Origin of the sequence: Pseudomonas sp. MWU349, from assembly GCF_017947325.1 — a bacterium.
GTDB classification, from domain to species: Bacteria; Pseudomonadota; Gammaproteobacteria; order Pseudomonadales; family Pseudomonadaceae; genus Aquipseudomonas; species Aquipseudomonas protegens.
In genome coordinates this window covers 151838-176484 of the sequence record NZ_JAFEVP010000009.1, presented here as the reverse complement: position 1 = coordinate 176484, position 24647 = coordinate 151838, and the positions used below count along the sequence as shown (strand labels likewise).

The following is a 24647-nucleotide window of genomic DNA, read 5'->3' as shown; positions in this document are numbered from 1 at the left end:
TCTCAACGGTGGCGTTGCTGCCAGGCCGCTGCCAGCCCGCTGAGGCAGATCACGGCGATGCCCACCTGGGTGATCAACGACGGCGCGTGGCCGAACAGCAACCAGCCCAGCAACCCGGCAAAGACAATCTGGCAATAGCCGAAGGGCGCCAGCAGCGCCGGCGCCGCATGACGAAAGGCCTGGGTCAGGAACAGGTGGGCACTCATGCCGCAGGCGCCCAGTGCCAGCATCAGCAAGCCATGGAGGAACCCGGGCGTCTGCCAGAAGAACGGCACCAGCGCCGTCATCACCAGGGTGTTGCACAGCCCGGCAAAGAAGTTGCTGGTGGTGGGGCTGTCATGCTCGGCCAGCTTGCGTGTGAGCAGTTGATAGAAACAGAAGAACAGCGCCGAACAGAACGGCAGCAACACCGCCGGCGTGAACAGCTCGCCGCCCGGATGCACGATGATCAGCACCCCCACGAAACCGCAGATCACCGCCAGCCACTGGCCCCGGGTCACCTGCTCGCCAAGCAAAGGCACCGACAACGCGGTGACCAGCACCGGGGCGAGAAAGTTGACCGCCGTGGCTTCGGCCAGGGGAATGAACAGCAGCGCCGAGGTGAACAACAGGCTGGTGCTCAGCAAACACAGAGCCCGCAGCAGTTGCAGCAGCGGTCGCTTGCTACGTAGTACCCGCAGGCCGGATTGCGGCAGGAAGATCCCGGCCATCAGCAGGGTGTGGATCAGGTAACGGGCCCAGACCACCATGATCACCGGAAAGAATCCCGAGAGGTATTTGGACAGGGCATCGTGGCTGGCGAACAGAAAGGTCGCCAGAACGATCAGCACAATGCCCTTGAAAGGGTGGTTGGTCCCGGAAAGGGGCGTGCTGCGGGTCATGGGCTTTCCTTGGGGCAATTGTAGAAACGGCTTCGCCGGCCAGCCGGCCCCTACCGGATGTTGGCAGGAGCCGGCAGGCCGGCGAAAGGCCTGCGCGGCTTCAAATCCGAGCCAGCAACTCCCGGGTTCTGTCCAGGGCCATCTGTGCTCGCTGCAAGGCACTCACGCCCTGCTCCAGCAATTGCACCGTAGGAATCTCCAGGCTCAGGGGCAGGTTTTCCGGCAGGCACTTGAGCAGCCCCGCCAGATCGCAATCGCCCTCCCCAGGGAACCGCCGCTCATTACGGGCCTGGCGCAAGATTTCCTGCATATCGTCCGGCCGCGGCCCGGCCACGTCGCACAACTGGGCATACCGCAGCCGCGCCGGAGCCACCTTGGCCAGGTCCTCCAGGCGCGATCCCGAGCGGTCGAAGTGAAAGGCGTCCACCAGCACGCAGCCGTTGCTGCGACCGGCGTTCTCCACCACGCGCACGGCTTGCTCCAGGTTGCGCGCATCGGTCCAGGGCATGAACTCCAGATGGGGGTGCAAGCCATACTGCGCCGCCAGATCACACAAGGCGGCAAAGTTGTCGGTCATGCGGGCTTCATCCGGGTCATTGCCCGCCACCAGCAACTCGCTGGCGGCAAACTCGGCGCCCACTGCCAGCACGCCCTCGAAGTCCTTGATCCGGGTCTGCGGCTTGAGCCGCAGGATTTCCACATCCAGCACCCGCACCCCGGTATCGCGCAGGCGATCCTGGGTTTGCCGACGCAAGCCGGCATCCGCCACCAGCGGGAAGTGATGTTCCTCTGGGGTCGCCGGCACCAGCCGCAGGCCCACATGGCTGTAGCCGGCACGGGCCGCCACTTCCACCATCTCGGGCGGAGACAGCTCCAGCACGGTCAGGCTGGCCAGGGAAAAAATCCGCTCACTCATGCGTTCTTCACTCAATCAGGGTTGGGGTGCAGGCACGGCCGGTGGCGGCGGCCTCTCGAATCGCTTCAATCAGCGCCAGGGTGCGCGCGGCATCGGCGGCACAGACCAGAGGCTCGACTTCCCCCCGGGCCACTTGGACAAAGTGCTGCAACTGCAGGTGCAGGGCTTCGCCCGGGTCAAAGGCCTCCTGCTGCATCAGCAGAGGTTCATGCCAGCCGGCCCCGGCTTCGGCGTAGTGCCAGCGCCTGAGCTGGGGAATGCTCAAGGCGCCTGCGGTCCCGGCCAGCAGGTAACAGGGCTGGTCGGCCTGGCGCGGGTACACCGGGTTTTCCCCGGAATCCAGCTCCCAGCTCCAGGGCGCGGCCGCGGCGTCGGACCCGGTCAGGCTGCCCAGGGCGCCGTTGTCGAATTGCAGCAGCACCGCTGCGCAATCCTCGTTGGCGTAGCCGCGCACGCTGTTGCTGGTGATGGCCTGGACCTGGCGCACCTCGCCGCACAGGTGGCGCAGCAGGTCCAGGTCGTGGATCAGGTTGGTCAGCAACATGCCGGCCCCGGCCTCGCGGCGCCAGGGAATGTCGAAATAGTGCTCGGGCTTCTGCAATTGCCAGAGTGCGGTGACGTTGGTCAGGCGCCCCAGGGCGCCGCTGCGCAGCAGTTCATGGGCGCGGGCGATCAATGGGTTGTGCCGTCGATGATGACCCACCAGCACCGGGACCCCAGTGGCCCGCGTGGCCGCTACCAATTCGCGTACTTCATCCAGATGCACGCCCACCGGCTTTTCCAGCAGCACCGGCACGCCTGCGGCGAGGCAATCCAGGGCGGTGCTGACATGGAGGTTGTTCGGGTTGGCAACGATCACCGCATCCGGGCGGATTTCCCGGAGCAAGGTCTGGTGATCGGCAAAGTGCGGCACCTGCCATTGTGCGGCGACAGCCGCCGCCTGGGGGCCGGGATCGGCCACCGCGCAGAGACAGGCCTCGGCCAGAGTCTTGAGGTGCTGATAGTGCTGCTGCCCCATATTGCCGACGCCGATCAGGGCGATGCGCAGTGGCGTGCTCAATGGAAGATCCTCTTGTGATTGTTATGGGGACACTGGATTTCAAATATTTAGAACTCAGTTCCACTTTCACACAAGAGAGATAAAAAATACTGTCCGATTATCGAACAGCTTTATGCCAGGCCGAGGCTTATGTAGCCACTGCCGCAGGCTGCGAACGGCTGTGCAACAGGCGCGGAGATATCAAGGCCACTACCGGCCCTGCGGCGTTGCCTCAATTGAACAACTCGGACGCCTGGCTGGCGGCCGACAGTTCCTCGGCAAACTGCAACAGCAGTGGCGCCAGTTCGTGCAGCCGCGCCAGAGGCAGGCGTGCACTGGGCCCGGCAACGCTGAGCACGCCAACGACCCGGCCATCAATGGGATGGCGCACCACCGCGGCGATCGCCGAGGTGCCCACGGCGGAGCTTTCTTCGACCCAGGCATAGCCCTGCTCCCGGGCCAGGCGCAGGCGCTCCAGCAGTTCGATGTTCGAGCGCGGAGCGTTGGGCCCCAGGTCCGTCGGGGGCTCGGCCCCCTGGCGCTCCACCAGGGACAGGGCCTCGGCATCACTCAGGGTGGCCAGCCAGGCGTGCCCGGAGGCGGTATAGAACAATGGTGCTTCACGGCCCATGTCCGGGTCGTAGCGCAAGCCGGAACGGGCGCCCTGGGACTTGGCGATCCAGGTCTGGCGCTCGCCTTCGATCACGCCCAGGCGCACCAGCTCGCCGGATTCGACCGCCAGGCGGTCCAGTACTGGCTGAACGATATCGGCGCCGCTGGCGGACAGGTAGCGAAAGCCCATGGCTACCAGCCGTGTGGACAGCTGGTAGCGCAGGTTGTCCGGGTTCTGCCGCACATAACCCAGGCGGATCAGCTCCGCCAGCAAGCGGTGAGTGGCGCTTTTGGGAATCTGCAGTTGCTCGGCCAGGGTCTGCAAGGGCAGCCCACGGGGATCAGCGGTAAGACGTTCGAGAACACTGAAGACGCGTTCGATTTGACTGCCAGCCATGGTCGGGTCCCGACAAAATTTGGCCGATTCTAGAGACAAGCGGCCGGTTGGGGAACCGGGCGGCGGTGTTCGATTACCGCCCGGAATCGGCGCCGATCGAGTCTTGTACCCGGCACGGCGCCTTGTGGCAGGGTAGCCGAGCTCGTATATTTTTTGGAACCCGCTTCCATAAAACGCAAAATAACGGCTTGCCCGCCGCATCGATTTTCCGGGCATTTTCCGCCCGCCAATGCTGTCCAACCTTCAGCAACACCCCCGCAGCCCGGATCGTCACTCGCCCCTCAACCGGCTGTGCTCTTTTATCCACAGGGAGATTGCCCATGCCTCATACCCTTGACTGCCCCGTCCTCACCCACAGCGGCCTGCGCATGCCCAAGCTCGGCCTGGGCACCTGGCCAATGCTCGACCAGGAATGCACCCGCGCCGTGGAACAGGCACTGGAACTGGGTTACCGGCATATCGACACCGCCCAGGCCTACAACAACGAAGAAGCGGTGGGCCAGGCCCTGGCCAACACTCCTGTACCCCGGGAGCAGATCCACGTCACCACCAAGGTCTGGTGGGACCAGTTGCACCCCACCGCCATGCGCCACTCACTGGAGCGCAGCCTGAAAGCCCTGCAAACCGACTACATCGACCTGTTCCACATTCACTGGCCCACCAGCGACTGGGAACTGGAACGCAGCATCGAGGCCCTGGTGTCGTTCAAGGAGCAGGGGCTGGTGAAACACATTGGCGTGGCCAACTTTCCCCTGGCCCTGCTGCGCCGAGTGATCGAAGGGCTGGGCGCGCCGCTGTCGGCGATCCAGGTGGAGTACCACGTGCTGCTGGGCCAGAGCGGCCTTCTGGACTACGCCCGCGAGCGCGACATGGTGTTGACCGCCTATACCCCGCTGGCGCGCAACAAGGTCTCAGAGGTGGCCCAAATCCAGCAGATCGCCGCCAAGCACGGCGTGCTGCCGAGCCAGGTGGCCCTCAAGTGGCTGCTCGACCAGGACAATGTGGCCGCCATCCCCAAGGCCAGTAGCCGAGCCAACCAGCTGGCCAACCTGGAGTCCCTGAAGATCCGCCTGGACGATGCAGACCGGGCGCTGATCGCCGCCCTGCCCAAGGACCAGCGTCAGGTCAGCCCGGATTTCGCTCCGGTGTGGGACCACTTCGACCACTGAAACGAAACGCCCCCTGACACCGCAGCGTGGCGTCAGGGGGCGGATGCTCGAACGCTGGCCATCCCTGGCTTGGCGATGCTTCAGAAATCGAAGAACACCGTCTCCCCTTCACCCTGGATGCGGATATCGAAACGGTAGGCACGCTGGCCATTGACCTCACAGGGATGGGCCAGCAGGGTTTCCCGGCGCTGGGGCTGTTCGATCAGGTTCAGCACCGGGCACTGGGCGTTGGCTTCCGGCTCATCGGCAAAGTACAGCCGGGTGTGCAGGTGGATATTGATCCCCCGGGCAAACAGCGACAGGTTGATGTGCGGCGCCATGGGCACGCCAGCGGCGTTGTTCACCACCCCGGGCTTGACCGTGTTGAGTGTCCATTCCCCGGCATCGAAGGTGGTGGCGGTGCGACCGAAGCAGTTGAACGGTTTCTCCGTATCGAACACCGGGTCGTAGACCCCGGCGTGGTCGGCCTGCCAGAACTCCAGGAATGAATCGCGCACCAGGTGGCCATTGCCATCGTAGACGTGGCCGATCAGCAGGATCCGCTCACCCGGCGCATCGGCCTTGGCCATCTGGTTCCAGATTTCCTCGGGGCGCGGCGGGTTTCCCGCGGCCGCCAGGGCCAGGCCGATATGCACATAGGGGCCGGCCGTTTGCGAGGGGGTTTCAGGCAGCAGTTGAACAGGCATGTCAGGCTCCTCAGCAGTTCTCGAAGTGGGTCTTGCGCTGGCCGCGCAGCACGATGTCGAAGCGGTAGGCCAGGCAATCCATGGGATTGGCGCCGCCCATGTCCAGGCGCGCGATCAGGCTCTGTACCGCGTCCGGGTTGGCGATGGACTTGACGATCGGGCACAGCGGGATCAGCGGGTCGCCTTCGAAATACAGCTGGGTGATCAGGCGCGTGGCGATCGACGGGCCACTGATGGAGAAATGGATATGCGCCGGGCGCCAGTCATTGGGGCCGTTGCGCCACGGGTAGGGGCCGGGCTTGATGGTGCGGAAACTGTAGTAGCCATCACGGTCGGTGAGGGCCCGGCCGACGCCACCGAAGTTCGGGTCCAGGGGCGCCAGGTAGCGGTCGTTCTTGTGCCGGTAGCGGCCGCCGGCGTTGGCTTGCCACATTTCCACCAGGGTATGGGGAATGGGTTTGCCGTACTGATCGCAGACCCGCCCGGAAACGATGATCCGCTCGCCCACGGGCAAGCCACCGTTGTTGAAGTTGAGCAGCAGGTCGTTGTCGAAACGCCCGGTGCGCAGGTGGGAAAAGTCCGGGCCTGTGGTTTCACTGGCCGATTGTGGAATGCTCACCAGCGCCTGGCGCGGGGAGCGAGTGACGGAGGTCTTGTAGTCGGGGGTCAGGGCCTTGGGGTGCCAATTACGGTCGCGAATCACGAAGCGACTGCTGTCTGCATCAGACATGTCGATCTCCTGTTGTTTGATTTATGGAGCGCAGCCGGCGCAGTTTCAAACAAACCAGGAGCAGGGAAAATTGAAATGCCGCCCTCAATCAATAACCAAATGGTTATGGATAACTGCCCTCGCGATAGGCCAGCCCCACTTCCCTGAGCACCTCCACCGCCCATTGCGCCGCCAGGGACAAGGGCAGGCTGGCATTGCTGGAAATCCCCACCGAGCCACCGGGTTCGCGCAGGCCCAGGTCCAGCTCCTGCAACTCGCCATTGGCCAGGTCCAGGCGCACGGCATCCAGCGGCGCGATCCACAGCGCGTCGCTGGACAAGGTGTAGCGCCGGCTCAGGGCCACCGAGAGGGTTTCCAGGCGCTGCTGCGACGGGGCGATGCCGCACTGGATGAACAGGCTGTCGGCGTGTTTGCGAATGCTGGTGCCGGCCAGGGGCAGCACCAGGGGATAGGCGCTCACCGCGTCCCGGTCCAGAGGGCCGGTTACCAGTGGATGCTGCGGGCGGGCCACCAGGGTCATGGATTCGCTGTACAGGTGCTCGAAGCTCAGGCCGTGGATCTCCGGGCTCTCGGTCATGCGCCCCACCACCAGGTCCAGGTCGCCGACCCGCAATTGCGACAGCAGGTAAGCACTGGGGCCAGTCAGCACACTCACGGTCAGCGCCGAATGGCGCTGATGCAGGCGTCGCATCACCTCCGGCAGCAGCAGGCTTTCCACCGTGGAAAGCACACCGATGCGCACCAGCCCGGCGGCGTACTCACCGCCGCGCAGGCTGCTGACACCTTCACGCAGGGCCTGCACCGAAGGCCCAGCATAACGCAGGAAGGCCCGCCCGGCCTCGGTCAGGCTGAGGCCCGCCTTGCTCCTGGCAAACAGCCGGGTCTCCAGCAACGCTTCCAGTTCCTTGAGGGTTTTCGACATCGCCGGCTGGCTCACCGCCAGGACATCGGCCGCCCGGGCCAGGCTGCCCTGGCGGGCCATTTCAAGAAAACACACCAAGTGACGGAATTTGATGCGGGTATCGATGTTCAATAGGGAGCCCCGAATGCGCCTGGACCGGATCGATCCGTAACCGGGCCATGGTAGCGTGCAGAAAAAACCCTGACGACCGGACTGGCGCCGGTTCGAGCCACCAGCAACACTGACCAGCAGAAAAAACGAGGACACCCCCATGCTTTGGAAAAAAGGCCGGCGCAGCGACAACGTCGTGGACGCGCGAGATGACAGCAGCGCCGGCGGTGGCGGTGGCATGCGGTTCGGTGGAGGCAAGGGCTTGAGCCTGACGGCGATCGTACTGATCGTCGGCATCGGCTGGGCCACCGGCCAGGATCCGCTGCAGATCCTCGGGCAACTGCTGGGCCAGCAGAGCGGGCAGACGTCAGCGCCGGCCACCCCCCAGGCACGCAAGGCACCACCGGCCAATGACGAACAGGCAGAGTTTGTCCGCGCCATCCTCGGTGACACCGAAGACACTTGGGGCCAGATCTTCCAGCAAGCCGGCCGCCAGTATCAGCCGCCCAAGCTGATCCTGTTCCGGGGCCGGGTCAATTCCGCCTGTGGCGCGGCCACTTCCGCCAGCGGGCCCTTCTACTGCCCCGCCGACCGCCAGGTGTACCTGGACATGGACTTCTTCCGGGAGATGGCCCAGCGCTTTTCCGCCGCCGGCGACTTCGCCCAGGCCTACGTGATCGCCCATGAGGTCGGGCACCACGTGCAGACCCTGCTCGGGGTCTCGGCCAAAATCCAGGCCGCACGCCAGCAGGGCCAGCAGATGCAAGGCGATGGCGGCCTGCTGGTACGCCAGGAGCTGCAGGCCGACTGCTTTGCCGGGGTCTGGGCCTATCACGCACAGAAACGCCTGAACTGGCTGGAACCCGGGGATGTGGAAGAAGCCCTGAACGCCGCCAATGCCATCGGTGACGACCGTCTGCAGCAGCAAGGCCAGGGCCGGGTGGTGCCGGACTCCTTCACCCATGGCACCTCGGCGCAGCGAGTGCGCTGGTTCAAGACCGGCTTCAGCCAGGGCCAGGTCAGCCAGTGCGACACCTTCAGCGCCAGGAGCCTGTAGATGCGCCGCTTGCTCGTCCTGCTGCTGTGCCTGGGTGGCTGCGGCGCCCAGGCGGCGGAACAGGGGGTCAAGGTCATCAGCCCGCAACGCCTGCCCCTGGAGGGCGGGCAACTGGCGCTGGGCCTGAGCCAGGACTGGCGCCAGCCGCTGCCGGGCGTAGAGCGGGCCCTGATCATCGTTCACGGCCGGCTGCGCAACGCCCAGACGTATCTGCACAGTGGGCAAAGCGCTGCCGGGCAGGCCGGGCAAAGCACAACAACCCTGGTGATCGCCCCGCAGTTTCTCAACCAGAGCGACATCACCCGCCATCAATTGCCAGACGCGCTACTGCGCTGGAAGGGCAATGGCTGGATGGCCGGCGAACCTTCAGTGGGTCCGCAGGCCATCAGCTCCTATGCGGTGCTCGATGCCATCCTCCAGCGCCTGGAAGACCGCCAACGTTTTCCGGCACTCAAGGAAGTGGTGATCGCCGGTCACTCCGGCGGCGCCCAGGTGGTGCAGCGCTATGCGCTGACCACCGGCAGCCACCCCGAGCTGGAAAAAGCCGGGATCGGCCTGCGCTACGTGATCGCCAATCCGTCGTCCTACGCCTACTTCGACGCATGGCGCCCGGTGGCATTCGAACCGGCCAGTTGCCCGGGCTTCAACGACTGGAAGTACGGCCTGAACCGGCTGCCGGGCTATGCCGGCGGCCATTCCCCGGCACAACTCGAACAGGGCTACGTGACGCGCGACATCACCTACCTGCTGGGCCAGCAGGACACCGATCCCAACCATCCCGCCCTGGACAAGAGCTGCGCCGCCGAGACCCAGGGCGCGTACCGGCTGATTCGCGGGCACAACTACTTCGACTACCTGGTGCGGCGTCATCCGCAAGGCTTGCTGCAACGGCTGGTGGAAGTGCCCGGGGTCGGGCATGACGGTGACCGGATGTTCACCTCGCCCGAGGGGCAGGCGGCAGTGTTCAAGTAAAGAAAGGCGCTGCCCGGAACGACGCTTTCGCCGGCAAGGCTCCTACGGGAGCCTTGCCGGCGAACAGGGCCCTCAGGCCGACAGCAGGTCGCGCAACTGCGCACAATCCCGGGCATGCCAATCGGTCAGCTCCGGCCAGGGGTTGTCCGGCAGGTTGACCAGCACCGTACGGGTCCCGGCGGCCCGCCCGCAGTCCAGGTCGAAGCGGTAGTCCCCCACCATGACCATCCGTGACGGCGAGATATCCCAGGCTTCGGCCAGCTTCAGCAAACCGCCCGGATGGGGCTTGGGCGGTGCTTCGTCGCGACCCAGCACGTCGGCCTCGGCAAAGCAGTCCGCCAGGCCGATGGCCTCCAGGGTCACATGGGCCAGCTCCCGCGCATTGCGGGTGAGGATGCCCAGGCGATAACCGCGCCCGGCCAGTTCCCGCACCAGTTCCACCGCACCCGGCGCCGGGCGCGACCCCAGGGCCAGGTCGCGCTCGTGTTCCAGCAGCCAGGCATGCTTGGCCGCGGACTCGTCCGCCGGCAAGGCCGCCAGGTGTGTGAGGATGTCATCCTCGGCAGGAATCGACAGCGCCTCGCGGATCGCCGCGAAATCATGCACAGCGATGGTCAGGGTGCCGTCCATGTCGAACACCCAATGTTTTATCTCTGAAAGACTCATGCCCAATCCTTGCGATGGCGGATCAACCCTTCCTGAGTCACCGAGGCCACTAACTGCCCGGCACGGTTGAACACGCTGCCCCGGGAAAAGCCCCGGGAGTTTCCGGCCCAGGGGCTGTCCATGGCATACAGCAGCCAGTCGTCAGCGCGCAGGTCGGCGTGAAACCACAGAGCGTGGTCGAGGCTGGCGACCTGCATGTCCTTCTGCCACACCGACTTGCCGTGGGGCAGCATCGAGGTGGTCAGCAGGCCGAAATCCGAAGCGTAGGCCAGCAGGTACTTGTGCAGCGCCGGGCTGTCGGCCAGGGCGCCGTCGGCGCGGAACCAGACGTACTTCACCGGATCCATGGGCTGCGGATTATAGGGGTCCTTCTCGGTCACCGGGCGCACTTCGATCGGCTTGGGGCACAACAGCTTCTCGCGCATGTGCTCGGGAATCAGGTGCGCGCGCTGAGTGGTGATCTCCAGTTCCGATGGCAGGTTTTCCGGCCCGACCACCTGGGGCATGCTGTTCTGGTGCTCGAAACCCTGTTCGTCGTACTGGAACGAGGCGCTGCAGGTGAAGATCGGGTTGCCCTTCTGGATCGCCGTCACTCGCCGGGTGCTGAAGCTGCCGCCGTCGCGCACCCGGTCCACCTGGTAGACCACCGGCAGCGCGGCATCCCCGGGGCGCAGGAAATAGCCGTGCATGGAATGCACATGGCGCGCCTCTTCCACCGTCTGACTGGCCGCGGACAACGACTGGCCGAGCACCTGGCCGCCAAACAGCTGGCGAAAACCGAGGTCCTGGCTGCGACCGCGAAACAGGTTTTCTTCGATGGCTTCCAGGGTCAACAGATCGACCAGATCATCCAGCACATGACTCATTCAGACTCTCCTCACACAGAGCAAAACCGCGCAATCTCGGCTGCGGCGGTCAAATCAATTGGGGTCGCACCTCATCGGCACATTCTAAACGTGCGCGCTTGCTATCCATGCAAGGTTTCCAACCATTGTTCGCGGGTAATGCGGTACAGCACATGCTCGCGCAGCGGGTGATCGCCAGCGAGGTTCGGGTGTTCGAAGTCATCCTCGGCAGCGTGATGCATACCAATGGCCTGCATCACCTTCTGCGACGGCAGATTGGTCCGGGTCGTGAACGCCACCACCTCCTCCAGCGCCAGACGATCGAAGGCGCAGCGCAGGGCGGTCCAGGCAGCCTCACTGGCGTAACCCAGGCCCCAGTGCTCGCGAGCCAGGCGCCAGCCGATTTCCACCGCCGGCGTGAAGGGCGCTTCGAAACCCACGACGCCCAGACCGGTAAAACCGATGAACTCACCGCTATCCTTACGCTCCAGGGCCCAGAGTCCGAAGCCATGTTCGGCGAAATGCCCACGCACCCGGCCGATCAGTGCGGCACTTTCCAGACGGCTCAAGGGCGCCGGAAAGTAGCGCATGACCTGCGGATCGGCACACATCGCCGCAAATGCCGGCAAATCATCGTCGCGCCATTGACGCAGCAGCAGGCGCGCGCTTTCGAGTTGCAGTATCGGCTCCATCAGTGCCCTCCGTTTCCGTGGGTGCAAGTCTACATCGCTGGTAGGATCCTTCACGGGTTCCTCTAAGAAAATGCCATGCCATTGCCATTGATCTATCACGACGACTACAGCCCCGAGTTCCCGCCGGAGCACCGCTTTCCCATGGACAAGTTCCGCCTGCTGCGCGATCACCTGGTGGCCAGCGGCCTGACCCGCGACGCCGACCTGCTGCGTCCCGAGCTGTGCCCGGCAGACATCCTCGCCTTGGCCCACGACCCGGCCTATATCGAACGCTACATGAGCGGCGAGTTGTCCCGGGAAGACCAGCGGCGCCTTGGCCTGCCCTGGAGCGAAGCCTTGGCCCGGCGCACGGTGCGTGCCGTCGGCGGCTCCTTGCTGGCCGCCGAACAGGCGCTGGAACATGGCCTGGCCTGCCACCTGGCCGGCGGCACCCACCACGCCCACTATGACTACCCGGCGGGGTTCTGCATCTTCAACGACCTGGCGGTGATCAGCCATTACCTGCTGGAAAGCGGGCGCGTGGGCCGGGTGCTGATATTCGACTGCGATGTGCACCAGGGCGATGGCACCGCGCGGATCCTGCAACATACCGCCGACGCGGTGACCGTCTCGTTGCACTGTGAAAAGAACTTCCCCGCGCGCAAGGCCCAGAGCGACTGGGATATCCCGCTGCCCATGGGCATGGGCGACGCCGACTACCTTAACGTGGTGGACGACACCCTCAACTACCTGCTGCCCCTGTACCAGCCGGACCTGGTGCTGTACGACGCCGGGGTCGACGTGCATCAGGACGACGCCCTGGGCTACCTCAAACTCACCGATGCCGGCGTGGCCGAACGCGACGAACGGGTCATGCGCCACTGCCTGGGCCGCGACATCCCGGTGGTCGGCGTGATCGGCGGCGGCTACAGCAAGGACCGCCAGGCCCTGGCCCGGCGCCACGGCATTCTTCACCACAGTGCCCAAAAGGTCTGGGAATCGTCAGGGTGCTACTGACATCCCCAGGCCTTACCCACATCCACTGTGGAACCGCTTGTGGATAAGCTGGGAGAAAGCCTCTGCAGCCCTTGCCCCACGGGCCCTCAAGGCCATCGTCTGTTTTTTGATCAGTGACATCAGACGGTCAAACAGTTGTGAGCGTCTTACCCCCAATCCCTGTGGAGCCGCCTGTGGATAACCTGCGTGAAAGACGCTAGGCCCCTTGCTCTGCAAGGCTTGCAGAGCGGTGCCTGTTTTTTGATCAGGGCGCAGACCCGCTTCCCCGGCGTTTTTCGCAGTCCCGGGCTGGCTTCAGGGGGATGGGGAGTATTGAATGACAACATCAGCAGGGGCTGGAGTTGCTCAAGAAGATCAATCGAGAACCGCCTAAGCATCTCCGACTGCACCTGATCGCCGACAAGCACGCCCCCCCAATATGAAAGCGTTTCAGGAAAGGCATAAACGTTTAGCTCAACTTTCAACACGTGGATGAACATGGTCGAGCGCTTTTTACCGGCACATCACCGTGTATTTGCATGAAGGCACCCACACAGAAAAGTTACCCAGATATAAAAACCACCTTTCCATAACACCACAGTTTATTGAAAACAGTGATGATCAAAACCGACGAATACAACTTCGCCTTAAACCCTGAGATTACTATCTTCGGGTAGAGCTCAAGTAGTTGGTTATGAGCTGGAAAACATGGATGAAGTGCTGCTCAAGCAAAGAGCCCGCAACGAACTCACACAGAAAACTGTTGGCAGTGCTGTATCATTTCTTCAATTTCCACCATCAGTTCCAGATAGCATTGCGACCGGACTGTCAGCACTCACTTGAAACAGGCTCATAACTATGCGGTTCTTAATAACTGGCGGTGCAGGGTATATCGGCTCACACACGGTGCTGGAATTGCTTCAGGCCGGCCATGAGGCGGTGGTTCTGGATAACCTGTGCAATAGTTCCATGCTCTCGCTGAAGCGCGTGCAACAAATAACCGGTGTCGCCCCTGTATTTGTTCAAGGTGATGTTTGCGACCGCACCATCCTTGACCGTATTTTCAGCCAGTACGAGATCGATGGGGTATTGCACTTCGCAGGCCTGAAAGCCGTCGGAGAGAGCGTAAAACACCCCTTGTCCTACTATCAGAACAACGTCAGTGGCAGCATCACCTTGTGCCAGGCCATGGCCACAGCAGGCGTCTACCGCCTGGTGTTCAGTTCCTCTGCCACAGTGTACGGCGACCCGGTGCAGATGCCGCTGGTCGAGAGCTGCCCGCTGGGAACACCTACCAACGCCTATGGCACCTCCAAGTTGATGGTAGAGAAGATGCTGCAGGATATGGCAGCCGCCGATCCACGCTGGTCAGTCGCCCTGTTGCGCTACTTCAATCCGGTGGGCGCCCATCAGAGTGGACTGATGGGCGAAGACCCAAACGGCCTGCCGGAAAACCTATTGCCCTACATAAGCCGTGTCGCTGTGGGAAAGCTCGAAAGACTTTCCATCTATGGCAACGACTATCCGACCCCCGATGGAACCGGTGTTCGCGACTACATTCATGTAGTTGATCTTGCCAAAGGGCACATAGCAGCCGTGAACTACATTTGCCGGCATACCGGTATAAATGCCTGGAACCTCGGGACTGGGGTGGGTTACTCAGTACTGGAAATGATCCGGGCATTCGAGGATGCCTCTGGCTGCACCATTCCCTACACCCTCTCCCCACGCCGTCAGGGCGACATTGCGCAATGCTGGTCGGATCCGTCCAAGGCACTGCACGACCTGGGCTGGAAGGCAGAACGCGGTTTGAAGGAGATGATGGAGGATACGTGGCGTTGGCAGTCGAATAACCCGGATGGGTACAGGTCGTTTGAATGAAGACGGCACTGGCCGGCAACTCATCCAGCAGGCGCTGTTCCCGAGCATTGCTTACAATAACCGCCCCTTCCATTTTCTAGGCTTTTTGATGTCCCCCACCCTTACTTCCCGCGTCGCGATTATCGGCGGCGGCCCCGCCGGCCTGATGGCCGCCGAGGTACTGAGCCAGGCCGGGATTCAGGTTGACCTGTACGACGGCATGCCATCGGTGGGCCGAAAATTCCTCCTGGCCGGGGTGGGTGGCATGAATATCACCCACTCCGAAGCCTATCCGGCCTTCCTCTCGCGCTACGCCGAGCGTGCGCCGCACATCGCCCCGTTGCTGCGGGAATTTGGCGCCGAGGCGCTGTGCCAGTGGATTCATGAGCTGGGTATCCAGACGTTTGTCGGCAGCTCCGGCCGGGTGTTTCCTACCGACATGAAGGCTGCGCCGCTGCTGCGCGCCTGGCTCAAGCGCCTGCGCGATGCCGGAGTCGTTATCCACACTCGGCACCGCTGGCTGGGCTGGAATGCCGACGGCAGCCTGCGCATCCGGCATGCCGAGGGTGAAAGTGCGGTACGGGCGGATGGGGTCCTGCTGGCATTGGGCGGCGGCAGTTGGGCACGCCTGGGTTCCGACGGGGCTTGGCTGCCCCTGCTGGAACAGCGCGGTGTGCAGCTCGCCCCCTTGCAACCGAGCAATTGCGGTTTTGAGGTCAGCGCCTGGAGCGAGCTGCTGCGCAGCAAATTCGCCGGCGCGCCGCTGAAGAACGTGGCCATCGGCCTTGATGACGACGCACCACGGCTGGGTGAATGCGTGATCACCGCCAGCGGCATCGAGGGCAGCCTGATCTATGCGCTGTCGGCGCCGATTCGCGAATCCATCAACCAGCACGGGCAGGCGACGATCCATATCGACCTGCTACCGAACAAGCCCCTGGACAAGGTCCAGGCCGCCCTTTCCAAGCCACGCGGCTCGCGCTCCATGGCCAAGCACTTGCAGAGCCAGTTGGGGATCGAGGGGGTGAAAGCGGCGTTGCTGCGGGAGCTGACCCTGGCAGAGAGCTTCAACGATCCGGCGCTGCTGGCCGCTGCGATCAAGGCGCTGCCGTTGACGCTGGTCAGGCCCCGGCCGCTGGACGAAGCCATCAGCAGCGCCGGCGGCGTGCCTTTTGAAGCCCTGGACGAAAACTTGATGCTGCAACAGATGCCTGGGGTCTTTTGCGCCGGGGAAATGCTCGACTGGGAAGCCCCCACCGGCGGCTACCTGCTGACCGCCTGCTTTGCCAGCGGGCGCCAGGCGGGGCTGGGGATGCTGAAGTGGTTGCGGCACCAGCCATAAACAGCTTCGCCGGCAAGTCGGCACCTACGCAAGGGTAGGAGCCGGCTTGCCGGCGAAGGGCCCGGCGCGATGTCAGATCAAGGTTTGCGCTTGCGCGGCCCGGTGTTGAAAGCCGGCACCTTGCGCACCGGTTTCACCGCAGGAGCTTCGGCCACTTCGCCGCTGTCCACCCACTTGCCCAGGTTGCGCTTGCCGCCACCGCCGGAGGTTTTCGGCTTCTTGGGCTTCTTCGGCTTTTTCACCACCTGGCCGCTGGCGTCGGTTTCCGGCACCCGGTGCTCGGGTTCGAAATCCTGTTCTTCATGGCGCTTGAGGGTCTGGCGGGTGAGCATCTCGATCGCCGAGAGCAGGTTCACCTCGTCGGCGCACACCAGGGAGATCGCCTCGCCGGTGGAACCGGCACGGCCGGTACGCCCGATACGGTGGATGTAGTCCTCGGCCACGATCGGCAGGTCGAAGTTGACCACCAGCGGCAGGTCTTCGATGTCCAGGCCGCGGGCCGCCACATCGGTGGCCACCAGGATCTGGATCTCACTGGCCTTGAACCGGTCCAGGGCGCGCTGGCGCGTGGCCTGTGGCTTGTCGCCATGGATGCCGTCGGCATTCACGCCCTGGCCCTGGAGTTTCTCCACCAGCGCATCCACACCGTTGCGGGTCTTGGCGAACACCAGCACCTGCTTCCAGCGATTCTTGCGCAGCAGGTGGCTGAACAGCTCCGGCTTGCGCTTCTTGTCCACCGGCACCACCCATTGCTTGACCGTATTGGCGGCCACGTTGCGCGGACTGACCTCGATGCTCAGTGGGTCGTTGAGCATCTGCCCGGCCAGCTGGCGGATGGCGTCGGAGAAGGTGGCGGAGAACAACAGGGTCTGGCGTTTCTTCGGCAGGGCCGCGTAGATGCTCTTGAGCTCTTCGGAGAACCCCAGGTCGAGCATGCGGTCGGCCTCATCCAGCACCAGGGTCTGCAACTGGCTGAACTTCACCGCATTCTGACGGAACAGGTCCAGCAGACGCCCCGGAGTCGCCACCAGCAGGTCCACGCCTTTGCGCAGCTTCATCATTTGCGGGTTGATGCTGACCCCGCCGTACACCGCATAGGTGCGCAGCGGCAGGTGTTCGGCGTACTGGCGCACGCTTTCGTGGACCTGCTCGGCCAGTTCCCGGGTCGGCACCAGGATCAGCGCGCGTACCGAGTTGCTATCGACTTTCGGCCCTTCCAGGGTCAGCAACTGCAACAGCGGCAGAGCGAAACCGGCGGTCTTGCCGGTGCCGGTCTGGGCCGCGGCCATCAGGTCACGCCCGCCCAGCATTGCCGGAATGGCTTGCGCCTGCACCGGGGTCGGGGTCTGGTAGCCGAGGGTTTCGAGGGCGCGCAGCAGGGGTTCGATCAGGCCAAGAGTGGCGAATGTCATGGGGGTACCGTAGGAAAAAGTCAGCACAGGGACGCAATGGGCGGCAGTTTACCCTAATTCAGGGGCTCGCTCCCGGGCCGCCCCAGGCCTGCCAAGCCCGCCCCGGTGAGTGTATGCTCGCCCCACTGTTTGCCACGGGTCGTGCACAAGGGCAGCGCAACACCCGAGCTGGCACTCAACCGCCCCTTTGCCCTTCCCAAGGAGCCTCACCGCGCATGGACAACCAAAACCCCTTCCAGGCCCCTGCCGCCGAACTCCTGGCCAGCAAGCCAACCGATCAGAGCCTGTGCCTCTACAGCGTGGCGGCCATTGGCCTGAGCACCTTCATCGGCACCTCCGTGGCCGGCGCCTATTTCATCAGCCAGAACCTCAAGGCCATGGGCCGCGAGAGCGAAGTGAACAAAGTCTGGGCCATGGGCATCGGCCTTTTCATTGCCATGAGCGTGGCAGGCTTTTTTCTTCCGGAAAGTATCCCTGCGGTGGTGTTCATCCTGCCGCCGATCTACGGGATGAACGCCTACGCACGCCAACTGTTCGGCCCCCAGGTGATAGAGCACAAGGCCGGCAACGGGCGCTTCTTCTCGCTATGGCGAGTGGCGGGAATCAGCCTGCTGTTTTCCCTGGCCCTGGCGGCAGTGTTATTCGCCCTCGTCCTGCTGAGCGGGTTCGAGTAAGGCACCCTGGCGGCCCTTTCGGCCGCCACAAGCCCCCACCGGGCAGCCTCTTGCGGCCTGGCTCAATGGAGTGAGCGATGCGCAATCTTGTCCTGTACACCTCAATGCTAGTGGGGCTTTGCCTGCCACACGCCTATGCAGCCGAATCCATCGGCTTTCGTGAAATCCAGCTAGGGGATTCCAGCCACAACCGTGAGCTGCATGTCGGCCTCTGGTACCCCACCGAGGGCGGGGCAACGCCTGCCACCTCCTCGGAAAATCCGGTTTTCCAGGGGGTGCCGGCGATCAAGGATGCCCACCCCACCTCCCCCGCCCATCCATTGGTGGTGCTGTCCCATGGCTATGGCGGCAACTGGCGCAACCTCAGTTGGCTGGTACCGTCACTGGTCAGCCAGGGCTATATAGTGGCGGCACCTGATCATCCGGGCACCAGCACCTTCGACAAGCGCCCGGTGCAAGCCGCAAGGCTCTGGGAGCGGCCGCGGGACCTGAGCCGGGTCATCGACGCCCTCAGCGCAGACCAGTCCCTGGCAGGCGCGGTCGAGCCGCAGCGCATCGCCGCCATCGGCCATTCGCTGGGCGGCTGGACGGTCACCGCATTGGCCGGCGCCCGCTATAGCCCGCAACGCTTCCTTGAGGAATGTCGGCTGCATCCCAACCCGCGTCTGTGCGGGCTGGCTCCGGAACTGGGGATTGCACCGCAAAACCAAGGCTCTCTGGGCACCGACCTGCGGGATCCGCGAGTCAAGGCGGTCGTCTCCCTGGACCCGGGGCTGGTCCGTGGGTTCACCCCGCAAAGCTTGTCAGCGGTGCAAACGCCGACCCTGATCCTGGGAGCAGGAGTCGATATTGCCAGCATGCCGGTGGAGCAGGAGTCGGGCTACCTGGAAACCCACCTGCCGTCGGCCACCTCCAGCCTGCTGGTGATCGCCGATGCCAGCCATTTCAGCTTCATGCAAATCTGCAAGCCAGGCGCCACGGCCCTGCTCCGGGAAGAGAACCCCGAGGATGAAATCATCTGCCGGGACGGCGGCCAGCGCAGCCGCGAAGCGATTCACCAGCAAGCGAGCCAGGTCATCGGCGACTTTCTCCAACGGAGCCTGGCCGGCCTGCCACCGGGACAGTGATCAGGCCGCCTCTTCCTGGGCCGCGGCCTTGGGCTTGCGCCATTGGGGCAGGCCGATCAGCACTACGGCACTGATGATTACCAGCATGGCCATGGCCTCCTCGATGCCAATGGTTTCGCCGACGAAGACGATGCCCAGCAGCACCGCCACCGCCGGGTTGACATAGGCGTAGCTGGTGGCCGCGGCTGGGCGCACGTGCTTGAGCAGGTACATGTAGGCGTTGAAGGCGATGATCGAACCGAAACCGGCCAGGTAGGCCAGGGCCAGCCAGCCTTCCATCGGAGGCAGGGCGTCCAGGTGTTCACCGCTCAGGGCACTGCCGATCATCAGCACCACGCCACCGACGAGCATTTCCGCGGCACTGGCCATGGCCCCCTGGGGCAGCGGCAAATGCTTGCTCCATACCGAGCCGAAAGCCCAGGCCGCCGCAGCGAACAGCAGCAAGGCGGCGCCCAACGGACTGGACTGCAGGTTGGACCCCAGGTTGAGCATGCCGATGCCTATCATCCCGAGGACGATCCCGGCCCATTCCAGGCGCGTGTTGCGTGCGCCCCAGAAATACCCGCAGAGCAGGGTGAACAAAGGCACCGTGGCCACCGCCAGCGCCGCGACGCCGGAGGTCACCCCGGAGTGTTCGGCCAGCGTTACCGCACCATTGCCACAGCTCAACAGCAGCACACCGATGATTCCTGCGGCCTTCCATTGCGCCCAGGTCGGCGCCGGTACTCCGCGCCAGCGCAGAAAGGCGTACATCAGGCTACCGGCGATGATGAAGCGAATGCCGCCGAGCATCAGTGGTGGCCAGTATTCGACGCCGATGCGAATCACCAGGTACGTCGAGCCCCAGATCACGTAGAGGGCAAAAAAGGCGGCGATCAACGGCAGCGGAAAACGGCTTTGGCCAGGCATGGGAGGCGGCTCTGAGGCAGGCAGGGGGAGGTCTATTCTAGAAACTCGGCCCAGGGAACTTAAGTTACAAAACCTGTTTATAACGCCCGTACACTTTCCAAAAGATGGAGATAAGGGCTATATACCGTGCTTTCGAAAGCCGGATAGATCGAGTGCCTTCCATGGACAAGTACGACCGCATGCTCCTGGCCAGCCTGCTGGAAAACGGCCGGGCGAGTTACGCCGAGCTGGCACGCAAGGTGAATCTCTCGGCACCGGCGGTGGCCGAGCGCGTGGCCAAGCTGGAGGCCAGCGGAGTGATCACCGGCTACCAGGCCAAAGTCGACATGGCCAAGGTCGGCTTGCCGATCCAATGCGTGATCGAACTGCGCCTGGCCCAGCACGGCAACCAGAAGGCCTACGACGAACTGATCAAGATTCCCCAGCTCACCGAGTGCCATCGGGTCACTGGCGACCCCTGCGTGATCATGCAGGCGGCAGTGGGATCGATGCCGGAGTTGGAGGAGTTGATCAACCGCGTGGCCCAGTTCGGTTTCAGCAAGACTTCCATCGTGCTCTCCAGCGCCATTGAACGGCGCGTGCCCCTGGGGCAATTGGAAAGCAAATGAACCTCGGGGCTCAGCCCCCGCGGTGGCGCTTGAGGTGTTCGGGTACTTTGGCCGCGGGAACCTTCTGCAGCTTGCACAGGAAGTCATGGGACAGCTCGCGCAGGCCATGCTTGTGCCTCAGTTCGCCGGCCAAGTGGGCCACCAGGTTGGCTGCCATTTCCGCATCGGCCATGGCCCGGTGAGCCTGGCCGGTGTGCGGCAGGCCGGCGAATGAGGTCAGGGTGCCCAGCTTGTGATTAGGCGCCGCCGGCATCAGGCGCCGCGCCAGCAGCAGGGAACAGGCGAAGTTCTGCAGGCGGGTGCGCTTGATCCGGCCCAGCTCGAAATCCCAGAACTTCTGGTCGAAGGCCGCGTTGTGCGCCAGCAATGGCGTGATGCCGACGAACTCGTTGACCTCGTTCATCACCTGCTCTGCCGGGGGTGCGCTGCGCAACATGGCATTGCTGATGCCGGTCAGTTGCTCAATAAACGCCGGCACCCGCACGCCGGCATTCATCAGGCTCTGGTAACGCTCGACGATGCGCCCCTGCTCAAGGATCACCACGGCGATTTCCGTGGCCCGGCAACTGCTGCTCGGGGAGATCCCGGTGGTTTCAAAGTCGATGACGGCAATGCGTTCCAAACCTGTCCTGCTCCGTATGAAAATTGATCAGCTTTTGAGCAGCAAGGCGCCTTCGATCGGCACATAGCGCGTAGCCGCGCGAATCAGCGAATTGGCGGTCAGCCCCGGCACGCCATAGGCCACCGCGCTGACCCCGTGCTTGTGGATGATGCGCTCCAGCAGCAGGTCGAAATCACCGTCGCCGGAAGCCAGCACCACTTCGTCGACATGGGCCGCAGCGTCCATGATGTCGATGGTGATGCCCACGTCCCAGTCGCCCTTGGCCGAGCCGTCGCTGCGCTGGATGTAGGGCTTGAGTTTTACCGTGAAGCCCAGGTTGCGCAGGATCTGCTGGAACTGCTGTTGCTTGCTGTCACCACGGTCGATGGCATAGGCATAGGCTTCGACAATCTGCCCTTGCTTGCTGATATCGGCCCACAGCGCCGCATAGTTGAAGTGGCAACCATAGGCCTGACGAACGGTGTAGTAGAGGTTCTGGACATCGGCGAACACAGCGATTTTCTTCACCGCTAATCCTCATGGCGCAGCAGCCCAGGGGCTGGATCGGGCCTCAGGCCCCGAAAAGTCGCCCAGTATGCCAGTCACAGGGATTGTTCCGCGAATAATCGGTCCAGGGCAGGTGTCTGCCCCGGACCGACGCAGGTCAGACGAAGGAGTCGTCGTCGGAGAAGAACGAGCTGTCGTCGTTGTCGTAGTCGGCGTTGCTGAAGCCACCCTGGTCGTTGTTGCCCCAGGAATCGTTGTTGGCCAGGCGCTGGTCGTCATTGCCCCAGCCGCTGTTGTCGCTGGCCGGCGCCGGTTCTTCCTTGATGACCTCGACAATTTCCTGGGGCTGCTGGTTGTTGTGGAACAGGCTGCTGATGCCCTGGGCCAGCATGACCCCGCCCGCAACACCGGCGGCAGTTTTCAAGGCGCCGCCCAGGAAACTGCTACCCGCCGCCGGTGCCTGCTGCGGTGCATAGTTCTGTGGCGGTGCGGCGTAATTCTGCTGCGGCGCGCCGAAGTTCTGTTGCGCGGGGGCGCCAAAGGAAGAACGCGCCGGCTCACGCCAGCCCCCCCCGGACGACGGCGGCGGCGCGCTCTGGCTCGGTGCCGGCTGTGGCTCGCGGGAACCACCGAAGATGCTCGACAGGAAACCGCCACTGGCCGCCGGTGCCGGAGCACTGGCCTGGGCCCGGGCCTCTTGCAGGTCAGCCTGCAATTGCTGGACTTGCTGGGTCAGTTGCTGGTTCTGCTCGTTGAGGCTCTTGAGTGCGGCCTCCTGCACCAGGATCGCCTGGGTCATGAAATACCCGGCCGCAGGCTGGCGGGTCAGATGCTCCTTGATCCGCGCCTCTGCCTGGGCGTCGCGCGGGGCTGAATCCGTTTCGGCTTGCTGCAACCGTGAAAACAGTCCATCGATCAGGGTTTGCTCTTGGTTGTTCATGGCGACCTCTTTAGATTGCCGGTAGAAATCTGGTCCGCCCCTCGGACAGAGCGGCGGTACGCACCAGTTATGGGGCTGGTGCGACGACTTTCAATGGTCTTTACCGAAGGTTTACGTTTGCTCGGGCGGGGCCTGCATCGGTTAAAGTGTGCAACCGCTTCTTCAACTGCGATCTCATCGAATGAATCCGTTAGATGTACTGCGCGACTCTCTGTATTTCTTCCAGCGCAACCTCGGGCAGATCGCCCAGCTGTGCCTGCCGCTGGTGATCCTCGAAGCCTTGCTGCAACAAGGGGTCAATAGTGCCCTGGGCCCCGATACCTTCCCGGGCTACAGCGTGGTGGTGGGCCTTCTGGTGTATCCGTTGTACACCGGTGCGCTGATCCTGTTTCTCGACGCCCGCACCCGGGGCGAGTCGCCGCGTACCCGGGACCTGCTGGCCATGGCCCTGACCCTGTGGCCGCGTTTTGCCTTGCTGACGGCGGTCAGTACCCTGCTGATCCTGCTGGGGTTGTCGCTGTATTTCCTGCCGGGGCTGTGGCTGATGGTGGTACTGGCTTTCGCCGAGTACCTGCTGGTGCTCAAGGGCATGGCGCCGCTGGCGGCCATCAGTGAAAGCTTCCGCCTCAGCCGTGGGCACTTCCTACGGATCCTGGTGTGCATCCTGGCGGTAATGACCCCGCTGTGGCTGCTCAAGGGTGCCAGTGAAGCAGCCTATTCCGAACCGCTGAACCCGTTGCTGTCCCTGGCCATCGACAGCGCCTACAGCTTCCTGCAGCTGTTCACCAGCGTGGTGCTGTTCCGCCTGTTCATGCTGATCAGCGAGCAGCCGGACAAGCGCTGAATCCTCCCCCGGCCGCTCTGCCCCTTGGGTGACGGCCGTGCTCTCGGTTATGCTCCGGGGCCATCCTGCAACGCCATAAGCCGAGCCGATGATCCGTCTACTTCGCATCACCCTGTTGAGCCTGTTGTTGATCGGTCTGGTGCTGGCCGGGCTGGTCTACAGCCTGACCTGGCGCCCGGAAGCCAAGGAAAGCCTCGCTGTCAGTTGCAGTGCCCAGGCCGCGCCGCTGGTGCCGGGCCAGGCCCTGAAAGTGATGACCTGGAACCTGCAGTACCTGGCGGGCAAGCGCTATGTGTTCTGGAACGACCAGGCACAGGGCGAGGACGAGCAGCCGACCCTGGAGGACATGGCCTTCAGCCTCGACGAAGTGGCTCGCGTGATCCGCGACGAACAACCGGACCTGGTGCTGCTGCAGGAAGTGGACAATGGCGCCAAGGCCAGCGCCTACCAGGACCAGCTCAAACTCCTGCAGGAACGCCTCACCGATCTCTACCCTTGCAGCACCCAGGCTTACGACTGGAAAGCCGATTTCGTACCTTCGCCGCATATTTTCGGCAGTGTCGGCCGGCAACTGGCCACCCTCAGCCGCTATCGCATCGATCACGCCGAACGCCTGCAACTGCCCACAGCCGAACACGGCCTCATCGGCCGGCAGTTCCAGCCCAGGGAGGCCCTGCTGCTGAGCTACCTGCCCCTGAGCGACGGCGGCCAGGTGGCGGTGCTCAATACCCATCTGGAACGTGCTCGCACGCCTGGCCAGACGCAATCAAGGCAGGTCGCAGCCATTGGCAAAGTCCTGGATAAACTCGAAGGCCGCGGCACGCCCTGGCTGATTGGCGGGGATTTCAACCTGTTGCCCCTGGGCCAGTACCAGCGACTGAGCGACGTGCAACGGGCGCCCTACAGTGCCGACAGCCCGCTGCACCTGCTGTGGGACAAATACCCGATGATCCCCAGCAACACCCAGGCCAGCGGCGTCGACCGCGCGCATTGGCTGACCCACTACCCCAACGACCCGAGCCTCGACGGCCCGGATCGCACGGTGGACTACCTGTTCTACAGCCCGCGGCTCAAGCGAGTCGAATCCCGGGTGCGCCAGGACGACACCTTGCGCATCTCCGACCACCTGCCGGTGCTGGCCCGGTTCCTCTTGCCGGCGCAATAAACCCCAGAG

27 protein-coding genes and 1 pseudogene are annotated in these 24647 nt (G+C 63.8%); 13 read left to right on the top strand and 15 right to left on the bottom strand.

Translation table 11 applies throughout. The features are described from left to right. Positions 1–2: 2 nt before the first annotated feature. The 4 genes from KCG88_RS29750 to KCG88_RS29735 form a co-directional block, all read right to left on the bottom strand. Positions 3–881, bottom strand: a complete 879-nt coding sequence (locus tag KCG88_RS29750; RefSeq protein ID WP_210458035.1) for a DMT family transporter — start codon at positions 879–881, stop codon at positions 3–5. A gap of 100 nt (positions 882–981) precedes the next feature. Beyond that, positions 982–1797, bottom strand: coding sequence for a sugar phosphate isomerase/epimerase (locus tag KCG88_RS29745; RefSeq protein WP_194237530.1), 816 nt, complete (start codon positions 1795–1797; stop codon positions 982–984). Positions 1798–1804: 7 nt separating this feature from the next. Then, the gene (locus KCG88_RS29740; RefSeq protein ID WP_210713683.1) at positions 1805–2857 is read right to left on the bottom strand and encodes a Gfo/Idh/MocA family oxidoreductase; all 1053 of its coding nucleotides are present in this window, start codon (positions 2855–2857) and stop codon (positions 1805–1807) included. Positions 2858–3068: 211 nt separating this feature from the next. Beyond that, a complete protein-coding gene (locus KCG88_RS29735; RefSeq protein ID WP_047289400.1) occupies positions 3069–3845 on the bottom strand; it encodes an IclR family transcriptional regulator in 777 nt (258 codons plus the stop codon). Positions 3846–4165: 320 nt separating this feature from the next. Here KCG88_RS29735 and KCG88_RS29730 point away from each other — a divergent pair, with 320 nt between their 5' ends. Beyond that, on the top strand, positions 4166–5014 hold the full coding sequence (locus tag KCG88_RS29730) for an aldo/keto reductase (protein WP_210713682.1): 849 nt from the start codon (positions 4166–4168) through the stop codon (positions 5012–5014). An 80-nt stretch (positions 5015–5094) separates the two neighbouring features. Here the strand turns inward: KCG88_RS29730 and pcaG are convergent, their stop codons facing one another. From pcaG to pcaQ, 3 genes are all read right to left on the bottom strand, one after another. Then, the gene (gene pcaG, locus KCG88_RS29725) at positions 5095–5700 is read right to left on the bottom strand and encodes a protocatechuate 3,4-dioxygenase subunit alpha (protein WP_015637137.1); all 606 of its coding nucleotides are present in this window, start codon (positions 5698–5700) and stop codon (positions 5095–5097) included. A gap of 10 nt (positions 5701–5710) precedes the next feature. Continuing rightward, complete coding sequence (gene pcaH, locus KCG88_RS29720; protein WP_047289407.1) at positions 5711–6430, bottom strand: protocatechuate 3,4-dioxygenase subunit beta; 720 nt, start codon at positions 6428–6430, stop codon at positions 5711–5713. A gap of 103 nt (positions 6431–6533) precedes the next feature. Further along, a complete protein-coding gene (gene pcaQ, locus KCG88_RS29715; protein WP_047289409.1) occupies positions 6534–7463 on the bottom strand; it encodes a pca operon transcription factor PcaQ in 930 nt (309 codons plus the stop codon). 139 nt (positions 7464–7602) lie between these two features. Between pcaQ and KCG88_RS29710 the strand changes: the two genes are divergently transcribed. Both KCG88_RS29710 and KCG88_RS29705 read left to right on the top strand, forming a co-directional pair. After that, a complete protein-coding gene (locus KCG88_RS29710) occupies positions 7603–8499 on the top strand; it encodes a neutral zinc metallopeptidase (RefSeq protein WP_047289410.1) in 897 nt (298 codons plus the stop codon). Further along, a complete protein-coding gene (locus KCG88_RS29705) occupies positions 8500–9471 on the top strand; it encodes an alpha/beta hydrolase (protein WP_210713681.1) in 972 nt (323 codons plus the stop codon). Between the two features lie 72 nt (positions 9472–9543). On the opposite strand, the gene KCG88_RS29700 is transcribed toward KCG88_RS29705, so the two are convergent. The 3 genes from KCG88_RS29700 to KCG88_RS29690 form a co-directional block, all read right to left on the bottom strand. Continuing rightward, positions 9544–10137, bottom strand: coding sequence for an HAD family hydrolase (locus KCG88_RS29700; protein WP_047289414.1), 594 nt, complete (start codon positions 10135–10137; stop codon positions 9544–9546). After that, positions 10134–11003, bottom strand: coding sequence for an acyl-CoA thioesterase II (gene tesB, locus KCG88_RS29695; protein ID WP_011063621.1), 870 nt, complete (start codon positions 11001–11003; stop codon positions 10134–10136). Before tesB ends, KCG88_RS29700 begins: the two co-directional genes overlap by 4 nt. A 101-nt stretch (positions 11004–11104) precedes the next feature. Further along, positions 11105–11674 (bottom strand): GNAT family N-acetyltransferase, encoded by a 570-nt coding sequence (locus KCG88_RS29690; RefSeq protein WP_210713680.1) that lies wholly within the window; start codon positions 11672–11674, stop codon positions 11105–11107. Between the two features lie 75 nt (positions 11675–11749). Between KCG88_RS29690 and KCG88_RS29685 the strand changes: the two genes are divergently transcribed. The 5 genes and pseudogenes from KCG88_RS29685 (at position 11750) to KCG88_RS29675 (ending at position 15851) form a co-directional block, all read left to right on the top strand. Further along, complete coding sequence (locus tag KCG88_RS29685; RefSeq protein ID WP_047337876.1) at positions 11750–12670, top strand: histone deacetylase; 921 nt, start codon at positions 11750–11752, stop codon at positions 12668–12670. Between the two features lie 289 nt (positions 12671–12959). Then, a pseudogene (locus tag KCG88_RS31055) lies at positions 12960–13205 on the top strand (IS630 family transposase); the annotation flags it as partial. 152 nt (positions 13206–13357) lie between these two features. Next, a complete protein-coding gene (locus KCG88_RS31175) occupies positions 13358–13492 on the top strand; it encodes a hypothetical protein (protein ID WP_263860858.1) in 135 nt (44 codons plus the stop codon). Positions 13493–13507: 15 nt separating this feature from the next. Continuing rightward, a complete protein-coding gene (gene galE, locus KCG88_RS29680; RefSeq protein ID WP_047289417.1) occupies positions 13508–14530 on the top strand; it encodes a UDP-glucose 4-epimerase GalE in 1023 nt (340 codons plus the stop codon). A gap of 88 nt (positions 14531–14618) precedes the next feature. Then, entirely contained in the window at positions 14619–15851 is a 1233-nt protein-coding gene (locus tag KCG88_RS29675; RefSeq protein WP_210713679.1) for a TIGR03862 family flavoprotein, read from the top strand. Between the two features lie 77 nt (positions 15852–15928). Here the strand turns inward: KCG88_RS29675 and KCG88_RS29670 are convergent, their stop codons facing one another. Next, entirely contained in the window at positions 15929–17263 is a 1335-nt protein-coding gene (locus KCG88_RS29670; protein ID WP_210713678.1) for a DEAD/DEAH box helicase, read from the bottom strand. Positions 17264–17478: 215 nt separating this feature from the next. Here KCG88_RS29670 and KCG88_RS29665 point away from each other — a divergent pair, with 215 nt between their 5' ends. Next, positions 17479–17937 carry a hypothetical protein gene (locus KCG88_RS29665; protein ID WP_041119988.1) on the top strand — a complete coding sequence of 153 codons (459 nt, stop codon included), beginning with the start codon at positions 17479–17481 and terminating at the stop codon, positions 17935–17937. Between the two features lie 77 nt (positions 17938–18014). After that, the gene (locus KCG88_RS29660) at positions 18015–19064 is read left to right on the top strand and encodes an alpha/beta fold hydrolase (RefSeq protein ID WP_047289423.1); all 1050 of its coding nucleotides are present in this window, start codon (positions 18015–18017) and stop codon (positions 19062–19064) included. Here KCG88_RS29660 and yedA read toward each other — a convergent pair whose 3' ends face one another. Further along, positions 19065–19973 (bottom strand): drug/metabolite exporter YedA, encoded by a 909-nt coding sequence (yedA, locus tag KCG88_RS29655; RefSeq protein ID WP_047289426.1) that lies wholly within the window; start codon positions 19971–19973, stop codon positions 19065–19067. It abuts the gene before it with no gap. 161 nt (positions 19974–20134) lie between these two features. Here yedA and KCG88_RS29650 point away from each other — a divergent pair, with 161 nt between their 5' ends. Beyond that, positions 20135–20581 (top strand): Lrp/AsnC family transcriptional regulator, encoded by a 447-nt coding sequence (locus KCG88_RS29650; protein ID WP_011063630.1) that lies wholly within the window; start codon positions 20135–20137, stop codon positions 20579–20581. Between the two features lie 10 nt (positions 20582–20591). Here KCG88_RS29650 and KCG88_RS29645 read toward each other — a convergent pair whose 3' ends face one another. The 3 genes from KCG88_RS29645 to KCG88_RS29635 form a co-directional block, all read right to left on the bottom strand. Continuing rightward, complete coding sequence (locus KCG88_RS29645) at positions 20592–21203, bottom strand: 3'-5' exonuclease (RefSeq protein ID WP_210713677.1); 612 nt, start codon at positions 21201–21203, stop codon at positions 20592–20594. 27 nt (positions 21204–21230) lie between these two features. Beyond that, entirely contained in the window at positions 21231–21710 is a 480-nt protein-coding gene (locus KCG88_RS29640) for an NYN domain-containing protein (protein WP_011063632.1), read from the bottom strand. Positions 21711–21846: 136 nt separating this feature from the next. Further along, entirely contained in the window at positions 21847–22629 is a 783-nt protein-coding gene (locus tag KCG88_RS29635) for a DUF2076 domain-containing protein (RefSeq protein ID WP_047337881.1), read from the bottom strand. A gap of 181 nt (positions 22630–22810) precedes the next feature. Here KCG88_RS29635 and KCG88_RS29630 point away from each other — a divergent pair, with 181 nt between their 5' ends. Next, positions 22811–23473: a YciC family protein gene (locus KCG88_RS29630; RefSeq protein WP_019093827.1), complete on the top strand. Its 663-nt coding sequence runs from the start codon at positions 22811–22813 to the stop codon at positions 23471–23473. An 88-nt stretch (positions 23474–23561) separates the two neighbouring features. Next, positions 23562–24638 (top strand): endonuclease/exonuclease/phosphatase family protein, encoded by a 1077-nt coding sequence (locus KCG88_RS29625; RefSeq protein ID WP_047337882.1) that lies wholly within the window; start codon positions 23562–23564, stop codon positions 24636–24638. The last annotated feature ends 9 nt before the right edge of the window (positions 24639–24647 follow it).